Annotated in this window: 24 protein-coding genes; 5 read left to right on the top strand and 19 right to left on the bottom strand. The window is 65.1% G+C overall.

Annotation, left to right across the window (positions count from 1 at the left end; genetic code table 11):
* Nucleotides 1-83 precede the first annotated feature (83 nt).
* The 3 genes from creC to rloA2 all read right to left on the bottom strand — a co-directional run bounded on the left by creC (nt 84) and on the right by rloA2 (nt 2,785).
* A complete protein-coding gene (gene creC, locus AC3WK8_RS20795; protein WP_085599071.1) occupies nt 84-1,502 on the bottom strand; it encodes a two-component system sensor histidine kinase CreC in 1,419 nt (472 codons plus the stop codon).
* A complete protein-coding gene (creB, locus tag AC3WK8_RS20790) occupies nt 1,502-2,185 on the bottom strand; it encodes a two-component system response regulator CreB (RefSeq protein ID WP_103325748.1) in 684 nt (227 codons plus the stop codon). The genes creC and creB overlap by 1 nt, the downstream gene beginning before the upstream one ends.
* Nucleotides 2,186-2,284: 99 nt before the next feature.
* On the bottom strand, nt 2,285-2,785 hold the full coding sequence (gene rloA2, locus AC3WK8_RS20785) for a retropepsin-like aspartic peptidase RloA2 (RefSeq protein WP_103325747.1): 501 nt from the start codon (nt 2,783-2,785) through the stop codon (nt 2,285-2,287).
* 204 nt (nt 2,786-2,989) lie between these two features.
* On the opposite strand from rloA2, the gene yihG reads away from it, so the two are divergent.
* Nucleotides 2,990-3,877, top strand: a complete 888-nt coding sequence (yihG, locus tag AC3WK8_RS20780; protein ID WP_085599065.1) for a 1-acylglycerol-3-phosphate O-acyltransferase, YihG family — start codon at nt 2,990-2,992, stop codon at nt 3,875-3,877.
* Nucleotides 3,878-3,908: 31 nt separating this feature from the next.
* On the opposite strand, the gene AC3WK8_RS20775 is transcribed toward yihG, so the two are convergent.
* The 9 genes from AC3WK8_RS20775 to AC3WK8_RS20735 form a co-directional block, all read right to left on the bottom strand.
* Complete coding sequence (locus tag AC3WK8_RS20775; RefSeq protein ID WP_103325746.1) at nt 3,909-4,415, bottom strand: AmiS/UreI family transporter; 507 nt, start codon at nt 4,413-4,415, stop codon at nt 3,909-3,911.
* 32 nt (nt 4,416-4,447) lie between these two features.
* Complete coding sequence (locus tag AC3WK8_RS20770) at nt 4,448-5,038, bottom strand: ANTAR domain-containing response regulator (RefSeq protein ID WP_085599063.1); 591 nt, start codon at nt 5,036-5,038, stop codon at nt 4,448-4,450.
* Nucleotides 5,035-6,192: an aliphatic amidase expression-regulating protein AmiC gene (gene amiC, locus AC3WK8_RS20765; protein ID WP_053137716.1), complete on the bottom strand. Its 1,158-nt coding sequence runs from the start codon at nt 6,190-6,192 to the stop codon at nt 5,035-5,037. The genes AC3WK8_RS20770 and amiC overlap by 4 nt, the downstream gene beginning before the upstream one ends.
* A gap of 27 nt (nt 6,193-6,219) precedes the next feature.
* On the bottom strand, nt 6,220-7,338 hold the full coding sequence (locus tag AC3WK8_RS20760; protein ID WP_103325745.1) for an AAA family ATPase: 1,119 nt from the start codon (nt 7,336-7,338) through the stop codon (nt 6,220-6,222).
* A gap of 83 nt (nt 7,339-7,421) precedes the next feature.
* The gene (locus AC3WK8_RS20755; protein WP_085599057.1) at nt 7,422-8,462 is read right to left on the bottom strand and encodes an aliphatic amidase; all 1,041 of its coding nucleotides are present in this window, start codon (nt 8,460-8,462) and stop codon (nt 7,422-7,424) included.
* A gap of 314 nt (nt 8,463-8,776) precedes the next feature.
* A complete protein-coding gene (locus AC3WK8_RS20750) occupies nt 8,777-9,934 on the bottom strand; it encodes a glutathionylspermidine synthase family protein (protein ID WP_085599055.1) in 1,158 nt (385 codons plus the stop codon).
* On the bottom strand, nt 9,931-10,686 hold the full coding sequence (locus AC3WK8_RS20745) for a DUF1190 domain-containing protein (RefSeq protein ID WP_103325744.1): 756 nt from the start codon (nt 10,684-10,686) through the stop codon (nt 9,931-9,933). Before AC3WK8_RS20745 ends, AC3WK8_RS20750 begins: the two co-directional genes overlap by 4 nt.
* Nucleotides 10,687-10,696: 10 nt before the next feature.
* Nucleotides 10,697-11,125 (bottom strand): DUF350 domain-containing protein, encoded by a 429-nt coding sequence (locus AC3WK8_RS20740; protein ID WP_022641493.1) that lies wholly within the window; start codon nt 11,123-11,125, stop codon nt 10,697-10,699.
* 104 nt (nt 11,126-11,229) lie between these two features.
* On the bottom strand, nt 11,230-11,796 hold the full coding sequence (locus tag AC3WK8_RS20735; protein ID WP_022641494.1) for a DUF2780 domain-containing protein: 567 nt from the start codon (nt 11,794-11,796) through the stop codon (nt 11,230-11,232).
* 211 nt (nt 11,797-12,007) lie between these two features.
* On the opposite strand from AC3WK8_RS20735, the gene AC3WK8_RS20730 reads away from it, so the two are divergent.
* The 4 genes from AC3WK8_RS20730 to AC3WK8_RS20715 all read left to right on the top strand — a co-directional run bounded on the left by AC3WK8_RS20730 (nt 12,008) and on the right by AC3WK8_RS20715 (nt 14,682).
* Nucleotides 12,008-12,601, top strand: a complete 594-nt coding sequence (locus tag AC3WK8_RS20730) for a fasciclin domain-containing protein (RefSeq protein ID WP_083235772.1) — start codon at nt 12,008-12,010, stop codon at nt 12,599-12,601.
* A gap of 55 nt (nt 12,602-12,656) precedes the next feature.
* Nucleotides 12,657-13,301 (top strand): sigma-70 family RNA polymerase sigma factor, encoded by a 645-nt coding sequence (locus AC3WK8_RS20725; protein WP_371857919.1) that lies wholly within the window; start codon nt 12,657-12,659, stop codon nt 13,299-13,301.
* Entirely contained in the window at nt 13,298-13,972 is a 675-nt protein-coding gene (locus tag AC3WK8_RS20720) for an anti-sigma factor (RefSeq protein ID WP_103325743.1), read from the top strand. The genes AC3WK8_RS20725 and AC3WK8_RS20720 overlap by 4 nt, the downstream gene beginning before the upstream one ends.
* A 140-nt stretch (nt 13,973-14,112) precedes the next feature.
* Complete coding sequence (locus AC3WK8_RS20715; protein ID WP_103325742.1) at nt 14,113-14,682, top strand: hypothetical protein; 570 nt, start codon at nt 14,113-14,115, stop codon at nt 14,680-14,682.
* 244 nt (nt 14,683-14,926) lie between these two features.
* On the opposite strand, the gene fdhA is transcribed toward AC3WK8_RS20715, so the two are convergent.
* From fdhA to AC3WK8_RS20680, 7 genes are all read right to left on the bottom strand, one after another.
* On the bottom strand, nt 14,927-16,126 hold the full coding sequence (gene fdhA / locus AC3WK8_RS20710; protein ID WP_031320644.1) for a formaldehyde dehydrogenase, glutathione-independent: 1,200 nt from the start codon (nt 16,124-16,126) through the stop codon (nt 14,927-14,929).
* Nucleotides 16,127-16,293: 167 nt separating this feature from the next.
* A complete protein-coding gene (gene purU / locus AC3WK8_RS20705; protein WP_085599042.1) occupies nt 16,294-17,151 on the bottom strand; it encodes a formyltetrahydrofolate deformylase in 858 nt (285 codons plus the stop codon).
* Nucleotides 17,152-17,268: 117 nt separating this feature from the next.
* Nucleotides 17,269-17,901 carry a sarcosine oxidase subunit gamma gene (locus tag AC3WK8_RS20700; protein ID WP_085599040.1) on the bottom strand — a complete coding sequence of 211 codons (633 nt, stop codon included), beginning with the start codon at nt 17,899-17,901 and terminating at the stop codon, nt 17,269-17,271.
* A gap of 130 nt (nt 17,902-18,031) precedes the next feature.
* Nucleotides 18,032-21,049 (bottom strand): sarcosine oxidase subunit alpha, encoded by a 3,018-nt coding sequence (locus AC3WK8_RS20695; RefSeq protein WP_053134086.1) that lies wholly within the window; start codon nt 21,047-21,049, stop codon nt 18,032-18,034.
* Complete coding sequence (locus AC3WK8_RS20690) at nt 21,046-21,348, bottom strand: sarcosine oxidase subunit delta (RefSeq protein ID WP_022641500.1); 303 nt, start codon at nt 21,346-21,348, stop codon at nt 21,046-21,048. The genes AC3WK8_RS20695 and AC3WK8_RS20690 overlap by 4 nt, the downstream gene beginning before the upstream one ends.
* Before the next feature lie 150 nt (nt 21,349-21,498).
* Complete coding sequence (locus AC3WK8_RS20685) at nt 21,499-22,749, bottom strand: sarcosine oxidase subunit beta (RefSeq protein WP_022641501.1); 1,251 nt, start codon at nt 22,747-22,749, stop codon at nt 21,499-21,501.
* A 23-nt stretch (nt 22,750-22,772) separates the two neighbouring features.
* Complete coding sequence (locus AC3WK8_RS20680) at nt 22,773-24,026, bottom strand: serine hydroxymethyltransferase (RefSeq protein WP_103325741.1); 1,254 nt, start codon at nt 24,024-24,026, stop codon at nt 22,773-22,775.
* Nucleotides 24,027-24,225: the final 199 nt, after the last annotated feature.

The raw sequence follows: 24,225 nt of genomic DNA, 5'->3' as shown, positions 1-24,225 counted from the left end.
TTATGGAGCCCGTGTGGAGACTCTATGGAGAATCCCCAAGGCCTTTGTGGCAAGAGAGCTTGCTCCCTCGCCACATCCGCAGGTCAAGGCAGGCGCAACGTCACCTGGACACCGCCGGGCACGTTGTCGATCCGCAGTTGGCCGCCATGCAGCTGCACCACCTCGTCGACGAAGTTCAGCCCCAGGCCAGTGCTCTTGCGCCCGCTGTCCGGGCGCGGCAGGGAATAAAAACGCTCGCACAGGCGTGGCAGGGCGTAGTCAGGAATCGGCTCGCCCCGGTTGAACAGCTCCAGCTCCACGCCGCCTTCCGTAGGCCGGGCAGAGAATCGCAGCGAGCCCTGGGGCGGGCTGAAGTCCAGGGCATTGGCCAGCAGGTTGCCCAGGGCCTGGCGCAGCAGGAAGGGCTCGCCGGACCAGGCCAGGTCCGCCGGCACCTGTTGCTCCACCTGCAACTGCTTGCCTTCGATACGCCCGTGCTGGCTGTCGAGCAAGTCCTGGACCAGGGGCGCCAGCGGCACCTTGACCCGCTCCTCCAGGCCCTGGCGTTGTTCCACCTGGGCCAGGTTCAGCAGGCGCTCGATCAGCTGCTGCATGCGTGCGCTTTCACTGTCGATATTGCCGACGAAGCGCTGGCGCTGGGCCTGGGGCATGTCTTCCTGGAGCAGCTCCGCCGCGCCACGGATCGCCGCCAGCGGGCTTTTCAGCTCATGGGTCAGGGTATGCACGTAGCGCTCGACATAGGCCTTGCCCTCCAGCTGGGTGCGCATGCGCTCCACCGCCGTGGCCAGTTGTTCCATCTCGCCGCCGCGATAATGCGGCAACTCGGCCCGCCGCCCTTCGCTCACCGCCAGCGCATAACCGGTCATGCGCCGCAGCGCGGCACTCAACCACCACGACAGCAAAGCGCCGAACAACAGGCCCATGGCAATCAGTCCGGCGCCGTACCACAGCAAGCGCCGCTCGGTGCGGTCGACATAGGGCTGCAACGAACTGTTGGGCTTGGCCACCGTCACCACGCCGATGATCTGGCCGTTGTCGCGAATCGGCGCGCCCACGTGCATCACCGAAGAATTCGGGTCATCGGCCACCGCCCGTGACGAGCGCGCGCCGTACTGCCCACGCAGGGTCAGGTAGACGTCGTTCCAGCGCGAGTAGTCCTGGCCCACCGCCAGGCCGCTGGAGTCCAGGACCACGATGCCCCGGGCGTCGGTCACGTAGATCCGGTGGTTGACCTGGTTCTTCGGCAGGCCCCAGATGGTCGCGGCCGGCTGGCGCTCGCCGTAGGCCCGCAGCAATTGCGGCCAGCGGTTCTCGCTGAGGGTGCCGGCCTTGAAGTCGTCGCGCAGGATCTCCGCCAGCAGGTTGGCGGTGTCCACCAGGGTTTCCTCGGTGGACTGGCGCACCCCGGGGCGGATCTCCTTCATCACCGTGCTCAGCACGAAATAACCGGTGAAGCTGATGAACAGCAGGTAGACCAGGAAGATCCGCAGGCCCAGGGTCATCAGGCGTGACTCGGGCTGTAGCTGTAGCCCAGGCCGCGATGGGTCTGGATCGGTTCGGCCTGGGCCGCCACCAGGCGCAGCTTGGCCCGCAGGCTCTTCACATGGCTGTCGATGTTGCGCTCGTAACCCACGTCCGCCATCACCCCGAGGGCATCGAGCAACTGCTCGCGACTGAACACCCGCTCGGGTTGCTCCAGCAGGCATTGCAACAGGCGGAACTCATGCCGGGTCAGGCTCAGGGCCTGGCCGCGATAGCTGATCTGCACCCGCTCGGGATCGATGGTGAACAAGGCCGCCGCTTCCGGCTCCGGTGCCGGGCGCGGGACCATGCGCTTGAGGATGGCCTTGACCCGGGCCGCCACTTCCCGCGGGCTGAAAGGCTTGACCACGTAGTCGTCGGCGCCGATCTCCAGGCCCACCACCCGGTCGATCTCGCCGTCCCGGGCACTGAGGAACATCACCGGCACCTCGCTGAAGCGCCGCAGTTGCTTGCAGGTTTCGAAACCGCTGATATCCGGCAGGCCGATATCGAGGATGACCAGGTCCGCCGGGGTCGCCTGCTGGTACTCCAGGGCCGCGCGTCCCAGGGTCAGCCAGGTGGTGCTGAAGCCTTCGCCCTGCAGGGCAAAAACCAGGGTGTCGGCAATCGCCGCTTCGTCTTCGACAATCAGGATATGGGGCATGGCATCCAGGCACGCAAATTCAATGGGCGAACGGTGCCGGATGCCTTATGGACAGTCAATCGGAGCTTGCACCGCCGCCTGCGCCGCGCGCCAGCCCAATCAGCAGTCAGGCTTGTCGGCGGTGTAGCGCCGTGCCGGGTTCACCGCCGCGCCGAATTCACGCAGGGCCTTGGCGCCGATCAGCAGCGGATAGTTGAAGCTGCTGCGGTCGGTGAGGTTGACCTCCACCGTACGCTTGACGTTGCCCAGGCACATTTCCAGCTCCACCACCGGGCGCTTGGCGGCCTGGGACTCGTCGCGCTCGTCGTCTTCGTCGGAACGGCTCTTGATCTTGCTGATCCGCGCCACCTTGTGTTCGTAGACCTTGTCGCCGGCATCCTTGGTGGCCAGGCGGAAGCGCACCCAGTTCTCGCCATCGCGGGTGAAGGTCTGGATGTCCCTGGCCGACAGCGACGCGGTCAGGGCCCCGGTATCCATCTTGGCGGCCAGGGTTTCGCCGATTTCCGGCAGGCGGATGTATTCATAGCGACCGTACAGGGTCGGCTCGGCGGCCAGGACCGGCAACGCCACAAGAGACAGCAGTGCAAGGACGGATTTCACGACGATGGATTCCTCGAGGAAAGGGGCTGCGGGATTTTAGACCGCCGCCGGGCGATTGGTTCGGACGCTGCCGCAACCAGTCTGCAGGACACTTGTAAAAAGCTTGTCACAGCGCAGGTGAAACATTCGTCAGCACACTAGAATTTGGCCTGCTCGCCGAAGCTGCTTATCATTGCGCGCCCCGAGAAATCTGAAGAGTGCCCTATGCGCCGACTGCTCACCGGCTGTCTCGTCACCCTGCTGCTTCTGCTCAACACCCTGGTGCTGTTCGGGCCCTTGATGGTGTTCGCCCTGCTCAAGCTGGTCCTGCCGGGCCGCCTGCGGGACTATGCCTCCGGCGCGGTGATGTGGATCGCCGAGACCTGGGCCGAGATCGACAAGCTGATCTTCGCCACCTGCATCCCCACCCGCTGGGACATTCGCGGTGGCGAAGGCCTGCGTGAAGACACCTCGTACCTGGTGGTCAGCAACCACCAGTCCTGGGTCGACATCCCGGCCCTGATCCAGACCCTCAACCGGCGCACGCCGTTCTTCAAGTTCTTCCTCAAGAAGGAACTGATCTGGGTGCCGTTCCTGGGCCTGGCCTGGTGGGCGCTGGACTACCCCTTCATGAAGCGCTACAGCAAGGCCTTCCTGGCCAGGCACCCGGAACTGCAAGGCAAGGACCTGGAGATCACCAAGGCCGCCTGCGAACTGTTCAAGCGCCAGCCGGTGACCGTGGTCAACTACCTGGAAGGCACCCGCTTCACCCCGGCCAAGCGCGAGCAGCAAGCCTCGCCTTTCCGTCACCTGCTCAAGCCCAAGGCTGGCGGCGTGGCCTTCGTCCTGGCCGCCATGGGCGAACAGCTGGACGCCATGCTGGACGTCACCGTGGTCTACCCCCAGGAACGCATTCCCGGCTTCTGGGACTTGATCAGCGGCAACGTACCCAAGGTGATCATCGATATCCGCACTCGCGAGCTGGACCCGGCCCTGTGGCACGGCGACTACGAGAACGACCCGGCGTTCCGCCAGCAGGTCCAGGACTGGGTCAACCAGCTGTGGACCGACAAGGACCAGCGTATCGACGCGTTGCTGGCCGGGGCCGACTGAGCCCCATCCCGCTACCCTGGGGGCGCCGCCCCTAGGGCTTGAGCACCTGCCCGAGGATCAGCAGCCCGGGAATCCAGCCGGTACCGATCGCGCAGGCCAGGGTCAACAACGCCACCTGGCGCTGGATCTTGCGCGACAGCCCCAGCAGCAGGAAGAAGGTGAACCACAACAGGGTCCAGGCCAGCCAGTTGAGCGCGTTCCACACCCCGAAAGCCCCGCCCACATCGCCCAGCGCCTGGATCGCCACCGTGGCCGCGGTGAGGCTGACGAACAGGCAGAACCAGCCCAGCCCCCGACCGTCGTTGCCCAGCCACTGGTTGGCCGCCACCCACAGGTAGGTGAACGCGAACAGCAGGGTCAGCGCCCCGCCCCGCACCTCGCCGGCGAGAAAGATCATGTACAGGGCCACCAGCAGGCTCAGGCTGCCGACCAGGGCATTGATCACCGCGACCTCCCTGCCACTGATGCGCTCCATCAGCCAGATGCCGTTGACGAACAGCACGGCGCCCACGTACAGCAGAATCAATCCAAGCAGCATGACGATACCCTCGCGTTATTGTTGTTCTTGGCTCATTTGTCCGGGTGCTGGCGCAGCAGGTCCTGGGCGACCTTGAGAATCGGCTCCCGGCTCTTCATCGCCTCCTGGCAGAGGAACCCATGGGCCTGGCCTTCCTCCCAGCCATGCAGTTGCATCAACAGCACCTTGGCCCGGTTGATATCCACCTGGCTGGCCAGGCGTTCCTGCAACTGCGCGTGCTTGTGCTTGAGCTTGAACAGCTCTTCGCTGACCCGGCGCGCGGCGACCAGCGCCGGCAGGATCTTGTGCGCGTCCAACAGCTGGAGGATCACCCCGTGGCACTCCAGCTCGATGATCTGCGACAGCACCGCCGGGCTCTCGTACTCCACCAGGGCCACCACGGTGGTGCGCGGCGAGCCGCTGCCGACCAGCGCACTGATCTGCTCGTGATGATGGTTCTGGAAGATGCCGGTGAAGATCACGTCCACCGGCACATCGAAGTGCTTGGGTGGCGGCCAGATCTGGCGCACCGAACAACCGATACGGATCAGCTGCAACACCAGGGCATCGCTCAAGGCCCCGGGCGGGTTCAGCACCATTACCTGCAGCTCGCGCAGGGAACCGAGGATCGAGTTGGCGCTCATCGGTGCGAGCCCTCGCCCATGCTGGCGGACCAGTCGTCCAGGTTGTGCACCACCACGTAGGGGTCCGGCCGGATGGGCTCGGGGGATTGCCAGCGCACCTGGAACGTCCCGCGTGAATCGATCTCGGCGATGCGCGAGGTCAAGTGGCTGTGGTTGTTCTGCTGCTCCACCCAGATCGGCCCCTGGGGGGCGTCCAGGCGCTGGCGGTAAAGCTCGGGCTGCACCTGCTCCACCCGCCAGCCCTGGGCCGCCTGCATGGCCCGGCCGAGCATCAGGGTCTGGCAGTAGGCCGCCTCGGTCCACGCGGTGATGCTGACGTCCTCGGGAAAGAAGGCATTGCAGGCGCGGACGAACTCGCGACTGGCCGGGGTATCGATGCTGGAGAAATACGGCGCGACCACCACATGCCCCTCGGCCACCTCGCTGCCCATCTTGGCGATCTCCGCCTCGCTGGTGGTCAGGCTGGCGATGCGGGGCCGGGGCGCGTCGCCATAGCGCCGGGCAATGGCCCGGTACAGCTCGGCGGTGCCGGTGCCCACCACGGTGGAGAACACCACGTCGGCCTGGGCCTTGACGATCAGGTCCACGGCTCGCGCCAGGTCCTCGTCCGAGGGATACAGCGGGATGTAGATCTCCTCCAGCACCGTGCCGCCGTGCTGGCGATACAGGTGGCGCATCACATGGTTGCTCTCCCGGGGGTAGATGTAGTCCGAGCCGATGAACACCACCCGTTCCCCGTAGTGGCGGATCAGGTAGGCCGCCAGCGGCGCGCTGTTCTGGTTCGGGGCCGGGCCGCCGTAGATGATGTTCGGCGAATACTCGAAGCCCTCGTAGGGCGTCGGGTAGCAGAGCAGCGCGTCGGTGCGCTCCACCACCGGCATCACCGCCTTGCGCGTGTGGGACATGTAGCAGCCCACCAGCAGGCGTATCCCGTGGTTGCGGATGAACTCATCGGCGTACAGCCGATAGCGATCCGGGTCGCCGCCGGGGTCCCGCGCCAGTGCCTGGATCGGCAGGCCGGCCACGCCGCCCTGGCGGTTCAGTTGCTCGATGGCCAGCAAGGCGCCGTAGCGCTGCGAACGCTCGATGTCGGCGGTGACGCCGGTCTCGGAAAACAGCAGCCCGATCTGGGGCTGGTCCGGATGTGAAACCATGAATGACTGCTCCTTGTTCGACGCGGCCTACTGGCGGCTGAACCCGATCCTGCCCTGCGCCATGTGCGCCGCATAGACCACCGGTGGCTCGCCCATGACCGGAGCGTGGTACTCCAGGAGGAATTCGGCCAGGGGCACTTCCAGATGCTGGCGCACGCTGCGGCGCAACGCACGGGCGCCGAACTGCCGGTCGAAACCGGCGCGGGCCACCTGGGCCAGCACCTGGGGCGTGGCCACCAGGCTGCAGCGATGCTTCTCCAGGCGCCGGTTGAGCCGCTGCACCTCAAGCGCCACCAACTGCTCCACCAGGCCACGCTCGATCCAGTTGAAGGTAATGATGTTGTCGAGACGGTTGACGAACTCCGGGGCGAAGGCCTTGAGCAAGCGGGCCCTGACCAGCTTCTCCACCGCCCGATGCCGTGAAGCCGCGGTGGAGGGCAGCAACCAGCCCAGCCAGCCCTTGCGCCGCTGGTCGTAGCCCTGGATCTCCCTGGCCGCGAGGTTGCTGGTCATGAAGATCAGGCTGTTGCGAAAACTGTAGCTGCGCTCGCCCGAGGCCACCGTGAGCATGCCGTTGTCCAGCACGTTGAGCAGCGCCTGGACCACCTGCGGGCTGGCCTTCTCCAGCTCGTCGAAGAGCACGATGCCGGGGCGCCCGAGGCTGCCGTCGAGCTTGTCCTGGTCGAACAGGGTATTGCCCTCCTTCGCCCCCACGTAGCCGGGCGGCGCGCCAGTGAGCGCGGCGGCATAGTGCTCCTGGGACAGGGTGTTCATGTCGATGCGGCAGAAGGCATCGGCATCGCCATGCAGGGCCCTGGCCAGGGCCCGCACGATCTCGGTCTTGCCCACCCCGGTGGGCCCCAGGAACAAGGCGGTGTAGAGCGGTCGGCGTGGATCGGTGATGTCTGCGCGCACCACCCGGAGCATGTCCTGGACACTGTCCAAGGCCTGGTCCTGGCCGAGGATCTCGGCGCGCAAACTGGCCATGATGGCCTCGATATCGAAACGGTAACGGCTGTGCAACGCCGCCTGGCTGGCCAGGTGGGCCTGGACCAGCGGCGCATCGGCGCGGTTCTCGCTGGCCAGGGCCTGGTCCTGGGCCTGGCGACGCTGCGACTGCTCCAGCATGTCGGTCAGGAAGGGCATGGGAATGACTCCATCTTGCGCAGGGAAGAAAAGGACGCGGGCCGCCTGGCTGCGACAGCCCGCCGTTCAACCTGCCGCGCAGGTCAGGCCTCTTTCTCCACACCCTCGTAGGGCAGCCGCCCCACCGGGCACTGCGCAACGCCCGAGGTCGAGCGAGTGATCTTCTCGACGTTTTCCCGGGCCTTCTCGGCGTCGGTCACCCAGGTCTTGTAGAACTCGAAGGGGCACTCGGCCAGGCCACGGTCGCCCTCGCCGGAGTTGTTCAAGCCGGTGTAGCCGCGATGGAGGATCTTGTACAGGTGGTTCTGCGACTGATCGTTGGCCCGGGCATCGCGGATCTGCGAGATCGACAGCTGGGCGTACTGGATGCCCATTTCCTCCTCGCCGCATTCACCGAGGGTACGGCCATCGAAACCGATGATCGCCGAGTGGCCGAAGTAGGAATAGACGCCATCGAAGCCCGCGGCATTGGCCACCGCCACGTAGGTGTTGTTGGCCCAGGCCATGGCCTTGGCCATCAGCACCTGCTGTTCCTTGGCCGGGTACATGTAGCCCTGGCAGCGCACGATCAGCTCGGCGCCCTTCATCGCGCAATCACGCCAGATCTCCGGGTAGTTGCCGTCGTCGCAGATGATCATGCTGATCTGCATGCCCTTGGGCCCTGTGCTGACGAAGGTCTGGCCGCCGGGGTACCAGCCCTCGATCGGGCACCAGGGGATGATCTTGCGGTACTTCTGGACCACCTCGCCCTTGTTGTCGATCAGCACCAGGGTGTTGTACGGCGCCTTGTTCGGGTGTTCTTCGTGGCGCTCGCCGGTCAGCGAGAACACCCCCCAGACGTTGGCCTTGCGGCAAGCACGGGCCAGCAGCTCGGTCTCGTCGCCGGGGATGGCGACCGCCGTCTCCATCATTTCCACCGGGTCGTACATGATCCCCTGGAGGCTGTACTCGGGAAAAATCACCAGGTCCATGCCCGGCAGGCCCTGCTTCATGCCGACCACCATGTCGGCGATCTTCTGCGCGTTGGCCAGGACCTCGGCGCGGGTGTGCAGGCGTGGCATCTTGTAGTTCACCACTGCGACGCCAACGGTATCGTTGCTACTGGAAATATCGCCATGACGCATATCTGATACCTCTTTTTTTATTTTTTGCGGACGAAAAAAAGCCCTCCCGGGGATAACCCCGGGAGAGCTCATTTGCTCTTTGGCATGTACGACCTGGATGGATCGGCGACATCGACGCTGATGCGCTTTTCCTGATGGAGCTTATCTAAGCGCCGCGCCAGAAACCTTGTCAAGCACCGCGCAACCCCCGGCGCGCCAGCAAGATCGGCCCATGCCAAAAAGAACCCTCTAGCCCGGCACTTGCAGCGCCAGGCTCAGCGGGGATTTTTTTGTAAACGACGACACGCCCCCTGCGAAGCGGTATCGGACAAGGTTCAGTCGAGGATCACATGGGGCAGGAAACGGCTGCTGTCCTTGGTGATCGGCGAATTGTCCTCGCGAATGCCGATCCCCGCCGGCCGGTCGCCGATCACCCAGCTACCGATCACGGTGTGGTTGCCGGCGAAGTTCGGCAACGGCTGGAACTGCTGGCGAATGCTCGGGCCCGCGCCGTAGGGCCCGGCCTCGCTCAACCGTTCGCCAGCGTTTGTACGGATCTGCACATTGGCGCCCTCCCGGGAAAAGAACGGCTTGCGTACCCAGCCCGGTTGCAGGTCGCCGGCCGGCTGCTCGTCGATGAACGCCGGCAGCAGGTTCGGATGCCCCGGATGACGTTCCCAGAGCAGGGCCATGGCGCCCTTGTTGGAGAGGATCGCCTTCCATGGCGGCTCGACGAAGCCGGTGCGGCTAGCGGCGATGGCCCGGCCATAGTCTTCGTTGAACATCTGCTCCCACGGATAAAGCTTGAACAGATTGTCGATGGGCGTGCCCTGCAGGTCGACGAAACGCCCGCCAGCATCGAGGCCGATGTCCTCGATATCGATCATCCGCGTGCGCAGGCCGGCCTGGCGGGCGATGTCGCGCAGGTACTCGACGGTGCCCCGGTCTTCCACCGAGCCACGGACCGAGGAGAAGTACAACGGCGAGCCGAAACCGCCCTGCACGAAGGCTTGCAGCAGCTTGTCCTCGATGCTGTTGAACTGGTCGCACCGCGCCGGCAGCTGGCCACGCTGCATCTGCTGTTCGAGCCAGACGTACTGGAAGAAGCTGGCCTCATACAGCGAGGTCGGGGTGTCGTAGTTGGTCTCCAGCAGCTTGGCCGGGCCGTGGCCGTCGTAGCACAGGTCCATGCGGCCATAGAGGTGTGGGTCGCGGCGCTTCCACGAGCTGCGGACCAGCTCGTGGAACGCCTCGGGAATGGCCAGGCGCTGCAGCAGTTCCTCGCTCTCCACCACCTCGGCCACCAGCTCCATGCACAACTCATGCAGCGCCTGGGTCGGGTCCTCCAGATGCTCCTCGATCTGCCGCAGGCTGAACTGGTAGTAGGCCGACTCGTCCCAATAGGGCTCGCCATCGAAGGTATGGAAGGCGAACCCCAGTCGCTGCGCCGTGGCCTGCCAGTCCGGGCGCGGCGTGCTGTGGACCCGCTTCAAGAACCGAACCCCCAGCTGCTGTGGCCGGAGCTGGAGCTGGAGCCGAAACCGCCGCGACTGACCACCTCATGGGCACCGGAGAAGGAACTGCCCGTGCTGGTGAAGTGCTCGGGGCTGGAGATAGCGAAACGGCCGCTGCTGGCGCCGGGGAAGCTCTTGCCGCCCTCGACCTGCTGGCCGAGGGTACTCAAGCGTTCACCGCCCTGGGCGTCACGCTCCTTGTACAGGCCTTCGGTGAAGTAGCGTGGCTCAGGCGTCGAATCCAGGCCGATCCAGCGCCAGAAACTCGAACCCGAAGAGCTCGAACCGTGACCACCGCCGCCGCTGAACGAGCTGCTGCCGCTACTGGAGCCCGTGCTACTGGAGCTGCTGTTGGAACTATCGGTCGCCGCCTGCTGCTCGTCCTCTGGAGTAACCGGCACCGTGCGATCAGTGGTCAGGGCGAACCCATAGAACATCGGCACATAGGCCCGGCCATCGCTGGAGATGGTGCAAGCACCCGGCAGGAAATCCGCCTCGCAACGCTTCAGGTCCCAATAACGCGGCCCCTCCTCCTGGCCATATGCCCAGGCATCGTGACGGGCGTCCAGGCAGATATCCATGGGAACCTGCGCCTGGGCGCACTCCTCTGGGGTGCTGAAATGCTGGACCTGGCGCACGACCCGGGTCACCTGGGGCTGGCCATCACAGGCCGCCAGGGCGAACGGCACGCTGCCCAGCAGTACCAGGCTCACGCTTCTACTGCGTTTCATCGCTGCGCCCTCAGGTCGATGGAGTCATGCAGGCCGCATTCAGCAGGCCGACACCGACGGAAACCGCAGCCACCAGGATCGCCGCGGCGTTCTCCTGGTCGACGATGCGCCGGGACAAGCCCTTGAGCGTCAGGCTCACGGCCAACAGCGCCAGCAACTGCACCACGGCGGCAATCGCCGCCCAGAGCAGGAAGTCGATGATCGAGATGGAGTGGGAAATGGCACTGGCCACCGGGATCGCGAAGCCCAGCAAGGCACCGGCCAGGGCGATGGCCGCCGCACTGTTGCCCTGGCGGATCAGGGCGAATTCGTTATGGGGCGTCAGGCGGGTGTAGATGAAAGCGTAGAGGGCGAAAACCAGGGCCGCGCCCAGCATGTAGAGGGTAAAACCAAGCACCGCATTGGCGGGCAGAGACATCTTCAGTGCATCCATGAACATCGCGTTCGGGCTTCCTTGGAAAACGGGGCGCGAGATATATCACAGGCCCGATTCGCCGAACACTGGAGGATTGGCCCCGGCGCCATGGCACCGGGGCCGTCGCCTTACTTGGCCACGCCCCAGATGCTGCTCAGGCTTTGCAGCAGCGAGCCGCCCACCCCTTGCTGGCCCAGGTACTGCAGGATCACCGGGGCGAATTGCCCGACCATGCCGCTGTCCATGCCCAGGGCGCCGAACGCATTGTTCAGGTCACTGGTGTTCTTGACGTTACCCAGGGCGTTGTCCAGCCCGGCGTTCTGGCCCGACGACTGGCCGAGCAGGCCGCCCAAGGCACCGAGGCTGCCCAGGGCATTGCTGCCCGACAGCTTGTCCAGGCCCGGCACGCTCTTGCTCAGTTGCGAGTAGTCGGAACCGCTCAGTTGGTTCTTCGCCAGGCCGAGCATGGCGCCGGTGCCGCCGATGGCTTGTTGGGGGGTGACATTGAGCTGCGAACCCAGGGCGCCGAGCAGGCCGGCGGTCTGCGAGGTCGGTGCCGCAGCGGCAGCCTTGTCGCCACCCTGCATGCCGGAAATGGCATTGGCCGCATCGTTCAGGCTGAAACCGCCGGCCAGGGCCGAACCGGCTGCCAGGGTCATCAGGGTAGCCAGGGCGAAACCGCGTGGAATATTCATCGAAACAACCTCATGGGGCGAGAAACCACCCGGAATCGGGTGGCGGGAAAACAGCCGTTGGACTCATGGCGCGGACGAATGTTCCGAGGGGCCGCAAGATCCATGGCTGCTTGAAATCTAGTCGAAAAAAGCTGCATCCAAGTGCCGGTGGTCTGCGTATACCCCACACGGGCAGAAATTGTCTGGCCGTACTCTCACAAGGATCACCATCATGAAGCGCCACTCGATCAAAGCCCCATTGATTGCCAGCCTGTTGAGCCTGACCTTGGGCACCGCCATGGGCCTGGCCAGCGTCCAGGCCGCCGAAATGAACCACGACACCGTCATGGTTGGCGGCCAGGCCATGCTGCCGACCAAGGACATCATCGACAATGCGGTCAATTCCGCCGATCACACCACCCTGGTAGCAGCGGTGAAAGCCGCCGGGCTGGTCCAGACCTTGAAGGGCAAAGGTCCGTTCACCGTGTTCGCCCCTGTCAATTCAGCCTTTGCCGCACTTCCTGCCGGCACTGTCGACACCCTGCTCAAGCCGGAGAACAAGGCAGCCCTGACCCACGTGCTCACCTACCACGTGGTCGCCGGCAAGCTGGACATGATGGAGCTGTCCAAGCGGATCCAGGCGGGCGGCGGCAAGGCCGAACTGACCACCGTGTCCGGTGGCAAGCTGTGGCTGATGATGAATGGCCCGCACAACATCCAGATCAAGGATGAGAAAGGGGGTGTCGCCGACATCACCACCTATGACGTCAACCAGTCCAACGGCGTGATCCAGGTGATCGACAGGGTGCTCTTGCCCAAAGGCTGAGTCCCGAGTGCCGGCCCCGTCCGTCGGGACCGGTACAGCCATGAGGTGGACGAAGGTGAATGGAACAACGACCGACCCTGGACTAACCTCAGGCTGCATGCCCTGTCGCCGGTCGTCATTTGCCCTCTTCCCGCTTGTCTGGAGAACCGCTATTTCCAGCCTCGATCCTGATCCTCTCAGACACTTGCTGGCCCAGTGTTCACTGGGAGACCGTCACGCTTTCGAGACGCTGTACCACAGCGTTGCTCCGCGCCTGCATGGCATTGCGCTGCACTTCATGGGGCGGCGGGACCTGGCCGAGGAGGTTCTTCAGGAAAGCTTCGTACGCATCTGGAACAACGCCACCCACTATCAGCCGCACCTGTCGGCCCCCATGACCTGGATGATCAACATCACTCGCAACCAGGCCATCGACCAGCTGCGTAAACAACGTGAACGCCCCTTGCAGGATCACGAAGAACAACAGTTGCTGGACGAGACGGCCTCGGCCCTCGACCAACTGGACAGTGCCCGACAAGCCAAGGCCCTGAACCGCTGCCTGGAAAGCCTAGAGGGGATGCAGCGCCAGTCCATTACCGTGGCCTATTTCCGGGGCCTGTCCAGCTCGGAGCTGGCCGAGTACCTGGCTGCGCCCCTGGGCTCGGTGAAGTCCTGGATTCGCCGTGGCATGGAACGCCTGCGCCGGTGCCTGGAATCATGAACTACCAAACCCCTGAGCGACGTCGCGCCCTGGCTGGCGACTACGCCATCGGCCTGATGCGGGGCGCTGCCCGGCGGCGTTTCGAGATGTTGTTGCTGGACGATCCGGCACTGCGCCAAGAGCTGGCGCAATGGCAGGAGAGCCTGGGCGCGCTAACGGACGCCTTACCGGAGAAGGATGTGCCGGAGCGTGTGTGGCACAACATCCAGGCACGCATCGAACCACAAGTGCTGCACCTGCCGAAAAAGAATCCATTGTGGATGCGCCTGCGCCTGGCTCTTGCCGCCTGTGCCGTGCTGGCAACCTTGTACATCGGCTTTATCCAGCAGCACGACCAGGTGCGCTACAGCGCCACGTTGCTCAGTGCCGAGCAGCAACCGGCATTGCGCATCCTGGCCCACGCCCAGTACCTGCAAGTCGAGCCATTGACCCTCCCGGCGCTGGGTCTGGATCGTAGCCTGGAGCTGTGGGCGATTACCGCCGACGGCAAGCCAATCTCCCTTGGCGTGGTGCCGGTCGGAGGCAAGGGCAGGATCAACCTGAGCCAAGCCCAGCGCACTCTGCTGGGCGCGCCGATTGCCCTGGCCGTGAGCCTTGAGCCCTCCGGTGGCTCGCCGACCGGGCAACCGACCGGACCGGTGCTGTACCAGGGGCAGTTGGCAGCGCTCTGACGTGCCCCTGTACCGGCAGGGCCCCTTGTTGCATCCGGCTTGCCAGCAAAACGGCGCACGGTACACTTCGCACGCCAAAACCAGGGCCATGGTTCCATGTGCCTGGTTCCAGACTGGCCAACGCCGCACGGAAGCGCCCAATGAAACCCATGCTCTATTGCTGCACCCTGCTAGCCCTCACGGCATGCGTGGCCATCTGGCGCATCGGCACCCCGGTCGATGGCGCCTCCTGCCCGGGCTCGCCCGTGGTCTCCGGCCCCTTGAGCGAATTCATCGACCAGTATGTCAACGACAGCCAGGGCGCCGACTGGCGAGACGACGGCGGGCCCCTGGGTATTCTTCAAGACCCGGCGGCCCAGGCGATCGTCCAACGGCCCGAGGCCCACTACTGCGAAGCGCTGGCGCTGCTGGCCGACCCGCAGCGCAGCGAGACGCAAAAGGTGCATGCCACGGCCTTGATGCTCGCGCTGCCCATCGATCACTACCTGGGCTGGATGGACGCCACCCACGGGCTGTACCAGCATGGCGCCATCGGCCAGGCCGTCATGCAGTTGGTGGTGTTCCCAAGGAGTACGGCGCTCGACTATTGGTGGCTGCCGCAATGGCGTTCGCGTTTCCAGCGCGATGCGCCGGGCTTGTATGACCCGGCCTTCGTCAGCCAGGTGCTCAACGGACAGCACTGGTTCAGCTATCCCGGCCAAGGCTATTGATCCTGTAGCCGGTTGGCGGGCCCGGCAATGAACTGGCGACAACCTCGCTTCGTGTAGCCGCTGCCGCAGGCTGCGCACGGCACGGGCCGCCAGGCCTGAGTCCAGGGTGTGACTGATGCAACGCGGGGGGTGGTTGGCGGGCGCTGCGCCCCCGTACGCAGCCTCGCTGGTGCTCGACAGCGGCGACAGGGTTCGGCAAAGAAAAAGGGCGACCGTGGGTCGCCCTTTGTCGCTATCGCAGGGTTCAGGCGGCGCTGAACAGTTTGTGCGGGTCGATGACGAATTTCTTCGGCACGCCGGCATCGAACTCGCCGTAGCCACGTGGCGCGTCGTCAAGGCTGATGACCTGCACGCCCACCACTTCGGCGATGTTGATCCGGTCCCACATGATGGCTTGCATCAACTGGCGGTTGTACTTCATCACCGGGGTCTGGCCGGTATGGAAGCTATGGGACTTGGCCCAGCCCAGGCCGAAGCGAATGCTCAGGCTGCCCAGCTTGGCTGCGGCATCCACCGCGCCCGGATCTTCGGTGACGTACAGCCCGGGAATACCGATCTTGCCCGCCACCCTCACCACGCCCATCAGCGAGTTGAGCACGGTGGCCGGGGCCTCGTGCTGGGCACCGGCATGACCATGGCCACGGGCTTCGAAGCCCACCGCATCCACCGCACAATCCACTTCCGGCTCGCCCAGCAAGGCGGCGATCTGCTCGTGCAGCGGGGTGTCCTTGGACAGGTCGGCGATCTCGAAGCCCTGGGCCTTGGCATGGGCCAGGCGCACCGGGTTGACGTCACCGACGATCACCACCGCCGCCCCCAGCAGGCGCGCGGAAGCCGCCGCCGCCAGGCCCACCGGGCCAGCACCGGCCACATACACAGTGCTACCGGGACCGACACCGGCGGTCACCGCGCCGTGGTAGCCGGTAGGCAGGATGTCGGACAGGCAGGTCAGGTCGCGGATCTTCTCCATGGCCTTGTCGCGATCCGGCAGCTTCAGCAGGTTGAAGTCGGCGTAGGGCACCAGTACGTACTCGGCCTGGCCACCGGTCCAGTCGCCCATGTCGACGTAGCCATAGGCACCGCCGGCGCGGGCCGGGTTGACGGTCAGGCAGACCCCGGTGTGCTGCTCCTTGCAGGAACGGCAGCGCCCGCAAGCCACGTTGAACGGCACCGAGACCAGGTCACCGATCTTCAGGTTCTCGACGTCGCTGCCCTTCTCGATCACCTCGCCGGTGATCTCATGGCCCAGCACCAGGCCGACCTGGGCGGTGGTACGGCCACGGACCATGTGCTGGTCCGAACCGCAGATATTGGTGGAAACCACGCGCAGGATGACACCGTGCTCGATCTTCCTGCCGCGTGGGTCCTGCATTTTCGGATAGTCGATCTTCTGTACCTCGACCTTGCCGCTGCCCAGATACACCACACCACGATTACCAGACATGCTTGTCACCTCTGTAGTTGTTGTTGTGACGAAAGTGGAGCCAGCTTCAAGCGGCAAGCTTCGAGCCGCAAGAAGAGTACACACCGCGTTCTTGCGGCTTGGAGCGTGTCGCTTTTTTGCCTGTCGCCTCTCGCTTGCAGCTTGCCGCTTGAGGCTTGTCGCTTGGTTTAAAGCACTACCGTGCGATTGCCGTTGAGGAACACCCGCCGCTCGATGTGGTAACCCACCGCCCGGGCCAGGGTCAGGCATTCGATATCGCGGCCCTTGGCGATCAGGTCCTCGGGGTAGTAGCTGTGGTCCACCACCTCCACGCCCTGGGCGATGATCGGGCCTTCGTCCAGGTCGTTGTTGATGTAGTGGGCGGTGGCCCCCACCAGCTTCACGCCCTTGTTGTAGGCCTGGTGGTAGGGCTTGGCTCCCTTGAACCCCGGCAGCAGCGAGTGGTGGATGTTGATCGCCTTGCCGTCGAGCTTGCGGCACAGGTCCGGCGACAGCACCTGCATGTAGCGGGCGAGGATCACCAGCTCGGCGCCGGACGCCTCGATCACCTGCCATACCTGGCGCTCCTGGCCCGGCTTGTCGTTGGGGTCGAGGGGGAAATGGTGGTAGGGAATCTGGTGCCAGTCGGCCAGGGGCTTGAGGTCCGGGTGGTTGGACACCACCGCCACCACGTCCATGGGCAACTGGCCGATACGCTGGCGATAGAGCAGGTCGTTGAGGCAGTGATCGGCCTTGGAGACCATGATCACCACCTTCGGCCGGTAATGCGGGGCCGTCAGCTCGAAGTTCATCTCGAAAGCCCTGGCGCGCTCAGCCAGGCCCTCACGAAAGCCCTCCTCGTCGAGGCCATCGGGCTGGCGGAACTCCACGCGAATGAAGAACCGCCCCGAAAGCCGGTCGTCGAAGGAGTGGTGCTCGGTGACGTAGCAGCCCTGCTCGAACAGGAAGCGGGTCACCGCGTCCACCGTGCCGAGCACGCTGGGGCAGTCGGCGGTCAAGATCCATGTGTCGGGGGCGCGGCTCATGCTGGACAACTCCTGTTCTTGATAGGCAACCGCTAGGCGGTCGAATCGCGGGCAGCCTCGCTCCTACAATCCGGCCGCAGGCGCGAGGCGTGCCCGCGACAAGGGCTTGGCAGGCTGCTAGGCCTGAACGCTGAGGCCGTATTCGGCGGCGGCATCCTGCAACCACAGCCACCAGTAGTCTGAGAAGCTGCGGCGCACCAGCAGTTCCCAGGTTTCCTCACCGGTGCGGCGGATCACCAGCTGCGACTTGGCGAACACCGTGCCCACCGCCTTGCCCACCGGGAAGTTGCTGGGGTGCACGTCGTAACTGGTGGACTTCATCAGCACCCGGCGCACATCGGGGCCGGACAGCTCGAGGATCTGCTGGCCACCGCTGACGTTGACGATCTGGATATGCAACTGGCCCAGGGCCTCGCGCAGCTTCTGCTCGGCGGCGAACTCCTCGCCACCGGGCACGATCAGCAGCCACTCGTCCGGTCCCAGCCATTGCAGGCTGGTCTCGCCCTTGCTCACCAGGGTCAAGGCGGCCGGCAGTTCCAGGCCCAGGGCCTTGTGCACCCCCGCGGCGAAGGCCGGGTCATGGCCATCGCCACGCAGGGTCAGGTGGCCGAGGAATTTCTTCTCGCGCAGGATCACCCCGGCGTTCTTGCGGCCCTTGCCCACCAGGCTCGGCAGGTCGGCGTGGTGCAATGGCGATTGCGCCTTGGCTTCGTCGTTCGGGCGCTGTTGGTAAACGTTGACTGCGGTCATAGAGCACCTATCTGCAAATTCTTGCATCACACCCGTAGGGGCGGAGCTTGTCGGCGATGAGCACATCGCGCTCTGGCTGAGGCACCGCGCTTACCTTTTCGCGGGCAAGCCTCGCTCCTACGGGATCTGGTTAGACGTTCTGCCGATCGCCCTTGGGATCGAAGAACACCGAAGAAACGATTTCCGCCTCGATCACCCGGCCATCGGCCAGGGGCGCGAAGACCCGCTCGCCCATGCGCTTGAGGCCACCCTTGACCACCGCCAGGGCGAAGGAATACCCCAGGGAGTTGTGGGCGTAGCTGGAAGTCACGTGACCGACCATGCTCATGGGGATCGCCTGCTTGGGGTTGAACACCAGCTGCGCGCCCTCGGGCAGCCACTGGGTCGGGTCCAGCGGCTTGAGGCCCACCAGTTGCTTGCGTTCCTCGCGCACGCAGTCCTCGCGGTTCATCCCGCGCCAGCCGATCCACGAGAACGGCTTGGTACGGCCCACGCACCAGCCCATGTTCAGGTCGTCCGGGGTCATGGAGCCGTCGGTGTCCTGGCCGACGATGATGAAGCCCTTCTCGGCCCGCAGCACGTGCATGGTCTCGGTGCCGTAAGGGGTCAGGTTGTATTTCTTGCCCGCCTCGACGATCTGCTCCAGCACGCCCATGGCGTAGTTGGCCTGGACGTTGACCTCGTAGGACAGCTCGCCGGTGAACGAAATCCGGAACACCCGGGCCGGCACGCCGCCCACCAGGCCTTCCTTCCAGGTCATGAACGGGAAGCCGTCCTTGTCCAGGTCGATGTCGGTCACTTCGCTGAGCAGCTTGCGGCTGTTGGGGCCCGACAGGGTCAGGGTGGCCCAGTGGTCGGTGACCGAGGTGAAGTACACCTTCAGGTCCGGCCATTCGGTCTGCTGGTAGATCTCCAGCCATTGCAGCACGCGGGCCGCGCCGCCGGTGGTGGTGGTCATCAGGAAGTGGTTGTCGGCCAGGCAGGCGGTGACGCCGTCGTCGAAGACCATGCCGTCTTCCTTGCACATCAGGCCGTAGCGGGCCTTGCCCACGTCGAGCTTGGTCCAGGCGTTGGTGTAGATGCGGTTGAGGAACTCACGGGCATCCGGCCCCTGGATATCGATCTTGCCCAGGGTCGAGGCGTCCAGCAGGCCGACGCTGTCGCGCACCGCCTGGCATTCGCGCTTGACCGCGGCATGCAGGTCCTCGCCGTTCTTCGGGAAGTACCAGGGCCGCTTCCACTGGCCGACGTCCTCGAACTTCGCGCCGTTCTGCACATGCCAGGCATGCAGCGCGGTAAAGCGCACCGGCTCGAAGATATGCCCGCAATGACGCCCGGCCACGGCGCCGAAGGTGATCGGCGTGTAGTTCGGGCGGAACATGGTGGTGCCCATCTGCGGGATGCTGACGTTCAGCGAACGGGCGGCGATGGCCAGGCCGTTGACGTTGCCCAGCTTGCCCTGGTCGGTGCCGAAGCCCAGGGCGGTGTAGCGCTTGACGTGCTCCACCGACTCGAAGCCCTCGCGGGTCGCCAGTTCGATGGCGGCGGCGGTGACGTCGTTCTGCAGGTCGACGAACTGCTTGGGCGCCCGTGCGGTGCCTTTTTCGTGGGGCACCTGGAACAGCGCCAGGGTGGGTTCTTCATGCCGGGCCAAGGCCTTGGGCAACACCCCCTCGACGACCTGGAACCCAGCCTCGCTGGCCGCGCGCACGCCGCCTTCGAAACCATCGGCCAGGGAGTCGCCCAGGCTGTAGACACCATTGATGCCGCCCACGCACACGCGCTTCTGCGGCGCTTCGCCCGGCACGAAACCGAGGATGTCTTCGCGCCATACCGGCTTGCCGCCCAGGTGCGAAGCCAGGTGCACCACCGGGCTGTAGCCGCCGGAGCTGGCGATCAGGTCGCAGTCGAGCCACTCGCCGGGGCTGGTGACCTTGTGCGCCTTGACGTCGATGGCCGCCACCCGGGCGCCGGTCACGTGCTTGCTGCCGCGCGCCTCGATCACCGCGCTGGACGTCAGGATGCGAATGCCCTTGGCCCGCGCTTCCTCCACCAGGGCGCCACGGGGGTTGTGCCGGGCATCGGCGATGGCCACCACTTGCAGGCTGGCGTCGAGCCAGTCCAGGGCCACGCGATAGGCATGGTCGTTGTTGGTGGACAGCACCAGCTTCTTGCCCGGGGCCACGCCGTAGCGACGCACGTAGGTGGAAACCGCGCCCGCGAGCATGTTGCCCGGCACGTCGTTGTTGCCGTACACCAGCGGCCGCTCGTGGGCGCCGGTGGCCAGCACCACACGCTTGGCCCGCACCCGGTGGATGCGCTGGCGCACCTGGCCGATGGGCGCACGGTCTCCCAGGTGGTCGGTGAGGCGTTCGTGAATGGTCAGGAAGTTGTGGTCGTGATAGCCGTTGACCGTGGCCCGTGGCAACAGGATCACTTCCGGCAGGGCCTTGAGCTCGGCCAGGGCGCTGGCCACCCACTCGGCGGCAGGCTTGCCGTCCAGGCTCTCGCGGCTGTCCAGCAGGCTGCCGCCGAACTCTTCCTGCTCATCGGCGAGGATCACCCGCGCACCGCTGCGAGCGGCGGCCAGGGCGGCGGCCAGGCCCGCAGGCCCGGCACCGACCACCAGCACGTCGCAGTGGTGGTTCATGTTGTCGTAGCTGTCCGGATCGTTCTCGGTGGGCGAGCGGCCCAGGCCTGCGGCCTTGCGGATGTACTTCTCGTAGGTCATCCAGAACGACTGCGGATACATGAAGGTCTTGTAGTAGAAGCCCGGCGGCATCAGCTTGCCGCCGACCTTGCCGAGAATCCCCATCATGTCGTTGTTGACGCTGGGCCAGCCGTTGGTGCTGGTGGCCACCAGGCCCTGGTACAGCGCCTGCTGGGTGGCCCGCACGTTGGGGACCTGGGTCGCTTCGGTGGCGCCGATCTGCAGCACCGCGTTGGGCTCCTCGCAACCGGCGGCGAAGATGCCCCGGGGCCGCGAGTACTTGAAGCTGCGGCCGATGATATCGACCCCGTTGGCCAGAAGCGCCGAGGCCAGGGTGTCGCCCTCGAAGCCCTTGTAGCTCTGGCCGTTGAAGGTGAAGGTCAGGACCTTGTTGCGGTCGATGCGTCCGCCGTTGGACAGGCGATTGGTCTGGCTCATACCTTCTCTCCCGCGGCCTTGGCGGTGAATTGCGGCTTGGTACCGATCTTGTAGGTTTCGAGGATTTCGTAGGTCACGGTGTCGCGGGTGGCGTTGAAGTACTGGCGGCACCCGGCGGCGTGGATCCACAGCTCGTGGTGCAGGCCGCGGGGGTTGTCACGGAAGAACATGTAGTCGCCCCACTGCTCGTCGGTGCAGGCATTGGGGTCCAGCGGCCGAGGGATATGGGCCTGGCCGGACGAATGGAATTCCTCTTCGGAGCGCAGCTCGCCGCAGTGAGGACAGAAGATGTGCAACATGGGTTTCTCCTCTAAAGCGCCGTGAAAACGTAGCGAGCGAAGGCAAGGCAAAAACAGGGGAGAAAGCGGAGCTTAGTTTACTAAGTGAGCATTTCGAGCCTGTTTTTAACGCGGTATTGCCGAGCGCAGTAGTTTTCACGGGGCCTTTAGTTAGTGGGCGACGGCCGCAGCGCCATGTTCGTCAATGAGGGCGCCGTTGTGGAAACGGTCGATGGAGAACGGCGCGGCCAGCGGATGCATCTCGCCCTTGGCCAGGCTGGCGGCGAACACGTTGCCCGAGCCCGGGGTGGCCTTGAAGCCGCCGGTACCCCAGCCACAGTTGAAGAACATGTTCGGCACCGGGGTCTTGGAAATGATCGGGCAGGCGTCCGGGCTGGTATCGACGATGCCGCCCCACTGGCGGTTCATGCGCACCCGGGAAAGGATCGGGAACATCTCGACGATGGCCTGGATGGTGTGCTCGATCACCGGATAGGAACCGCGCTGGCCATAACCGACCCAGCCGTCGATGCCGGCGCCGATCACCAGGTCGCCCTTGTCGGACTGGCTGATGTAGCCGTGCACCGCGTTGGACATGATCACGCTGTCGATGATCGGCTTGATCGGCTCCGATACCAGCGCTTGCAGCGGGTGCGACTCGATCGGCAGGCGAAAGCCCGCCAGCTTGGCCATGTGCCCGGAGTTACCGGCGGTGACCACGCCCACGCGCTTGGCCCCGATGAAGCCCTTGGTGGTCTCGACGCCGATGCAGGCGCCGTTTTCCTTGCGAAAGCCGATCACTTCGGTCTGCTGGATCAGGTCCACGCCCAGGGCGTCGGCGGCCCGGGCGAAACCCCAGGCCACGGCATCGTGACGGGCCACGCCGCCACGGCGCTGGACGGTAGCGCCGAGGATCGGATAACGGGTGTTCTTCGAGCAGTCCAGGTAGGGAATCTCGTCCGCCACCTGCTGGGTGTTGAGCAGCTCGCCATCGATGCCGTTGAGGCGGTTGGCGCTGACCCGGCGCTCGGAGTCACGGATGTCCTGCAGGGTGTGGCACAGGTTGTAGACCCCGCGCTGGGAGAACATCACGTTGTAGTTCAGGTCCTGGGACAGGCCTTCCCAGAGCTTCATCGCATGCTCGTAGAGCTGCGCCGACTCGTCCCACAGGTAGTTGGAACGCACGATGGTGGTGTTGCGCGCAGTGTTGCCGCCGCCCAGCCAGCCCTTCTCCACCACCGCGACGTTGGTGATGCCGTGTTCCTTGGCCAGGTAATAGGCCGTGGCCAGGCCATGGCCGCCACCGCCGACGATGACCACGTCGTAGACCTTCTTCGGGGTCGGCGTGCGCCACATGCGCTGCCAGTTTTCATGGTGGCTGAGAGAGTGCTTGAAGAGGCCGAAGCCCGAGTAGCGTTGCATAGTCATTGCTCCAATGGCGGCTCTCAGCGGTAGACCGGGAAATCGGCGCACAGGGTCGCCACCTGGCGGGCGACATTGGCCTCGACATCGGCATCGCCGAGGTGATCGAGGATGTCGCAGATCCAGCCGGCCAGCTCGGTGCACTGGGCGACCTTGAAGCCACGGGTGGTGACCGCCGGGGTACCGATGCGCAGGCCGGAGGTGACGAACGGCGACTGCGGGTCGTTGGGCACGGCGTTCTTGTTCACGGTGATATGGGCGCGGCCCAGGGCGGCATCGGCATCCTTGCCGGTCAGGCCCTGGCGGATCAGGCTGACCAGGAACAGATGGTTATCGGTGCCGCCGGACACTACATCGTAGCCACGTTTGACGAACACGCCGGCCATGGCCTGGGCGTTGTCGATCACCTGCTTCTGGTAGGCCTTGAAGCCAGGCTCCAGGGCCTCCTTGAAGCACACCGCCTTGGCCGCGATCACATGCATCAGCGGGCCGCCCTGGGCGCCGGGGAACACCGCGGCGTTGAGCTTCTTCTCGATCTCCTCGTTGGCCTTGGCCAGGATCAGCCCGCCACGGGGACCGCGCAGGGTCTTGTGGGTGGTGGTGGTGACCACGTCGGCGAACGGGATCGGGTTGGGGTACAAGCCAGCCGCCACCAGCCCGGCAACGTGGGCCATGTCGACGAACAGCAGCGCCCCGACCTTGTCGGCGATCTGCCGGAAGCGCGGGAAGTCCAGGGTCTTGGAATAGGCCGAGAAGCCGGCGACGATCATCTTCGGCTGGTGCTCCACGGCCAGGCGCTCGACCTCGTCGTAGTCGATCAGCCCGGTGTTGGTGTCGATCCCGTATTGCACCGCGTTGTACAGCTTGCCCGAGGACGACACCTTGGCCCCGTGGGTCAAGTGCCCGCCGTGGGCCAGGCTCATGCCGAGGATGGTGTCGCCAGCCTGCAGCAAGGCCAGGTACACGGCGCTGTTGGCCGACGAACCGGAATGCGGCTGGACGTTGGCGTAGTCGGCACCGAACAACTGCTTGGCCCGCTCGATGGCCAGGGCCTCGACCTTGTCCACATGTTCGCAACCGCCGTAGTAGCGCTTGCCCGGGTACCCTTCGGCGTACTTGTTGGTCAAGCCGCTGCCCTGGGCCTGCATCACTCGCTTGCTGGTGTAGTTCTCCGACGCAATCAGCTCGATATGGTCTTCCTGGCGCTGCTCCTCGGCATTGATCGCCGCCAGCAGTGCATCGTCGTAGCCCTGGATCTGGTCTTGCTTGCTGAACATCACGTCTCTCCCAGCGGCGGCGCTGCGCCTTTCGTCTCGGTGAGGCCAGCCCTGAAGCTGCGCCCTTTGGATGCGATGGTATGACCGCCACGCAGAGCCCAGATGCCTATGGACGCCACGCAAAGATGCGTTTACGACATACCCCGGCGCCCACAGACAAATGCACCGGACAAAGGCTCTAGCCCCAGCCTCCCACCCC

It is taken from the genome of Pseudomonas sp. FW507-12TSA, assembly GCF_058781435.1.
Note: the sequence above shows the minus strand (reverse complement) of the source record. Positions and strands in the feature narration are given on the sequence as shown.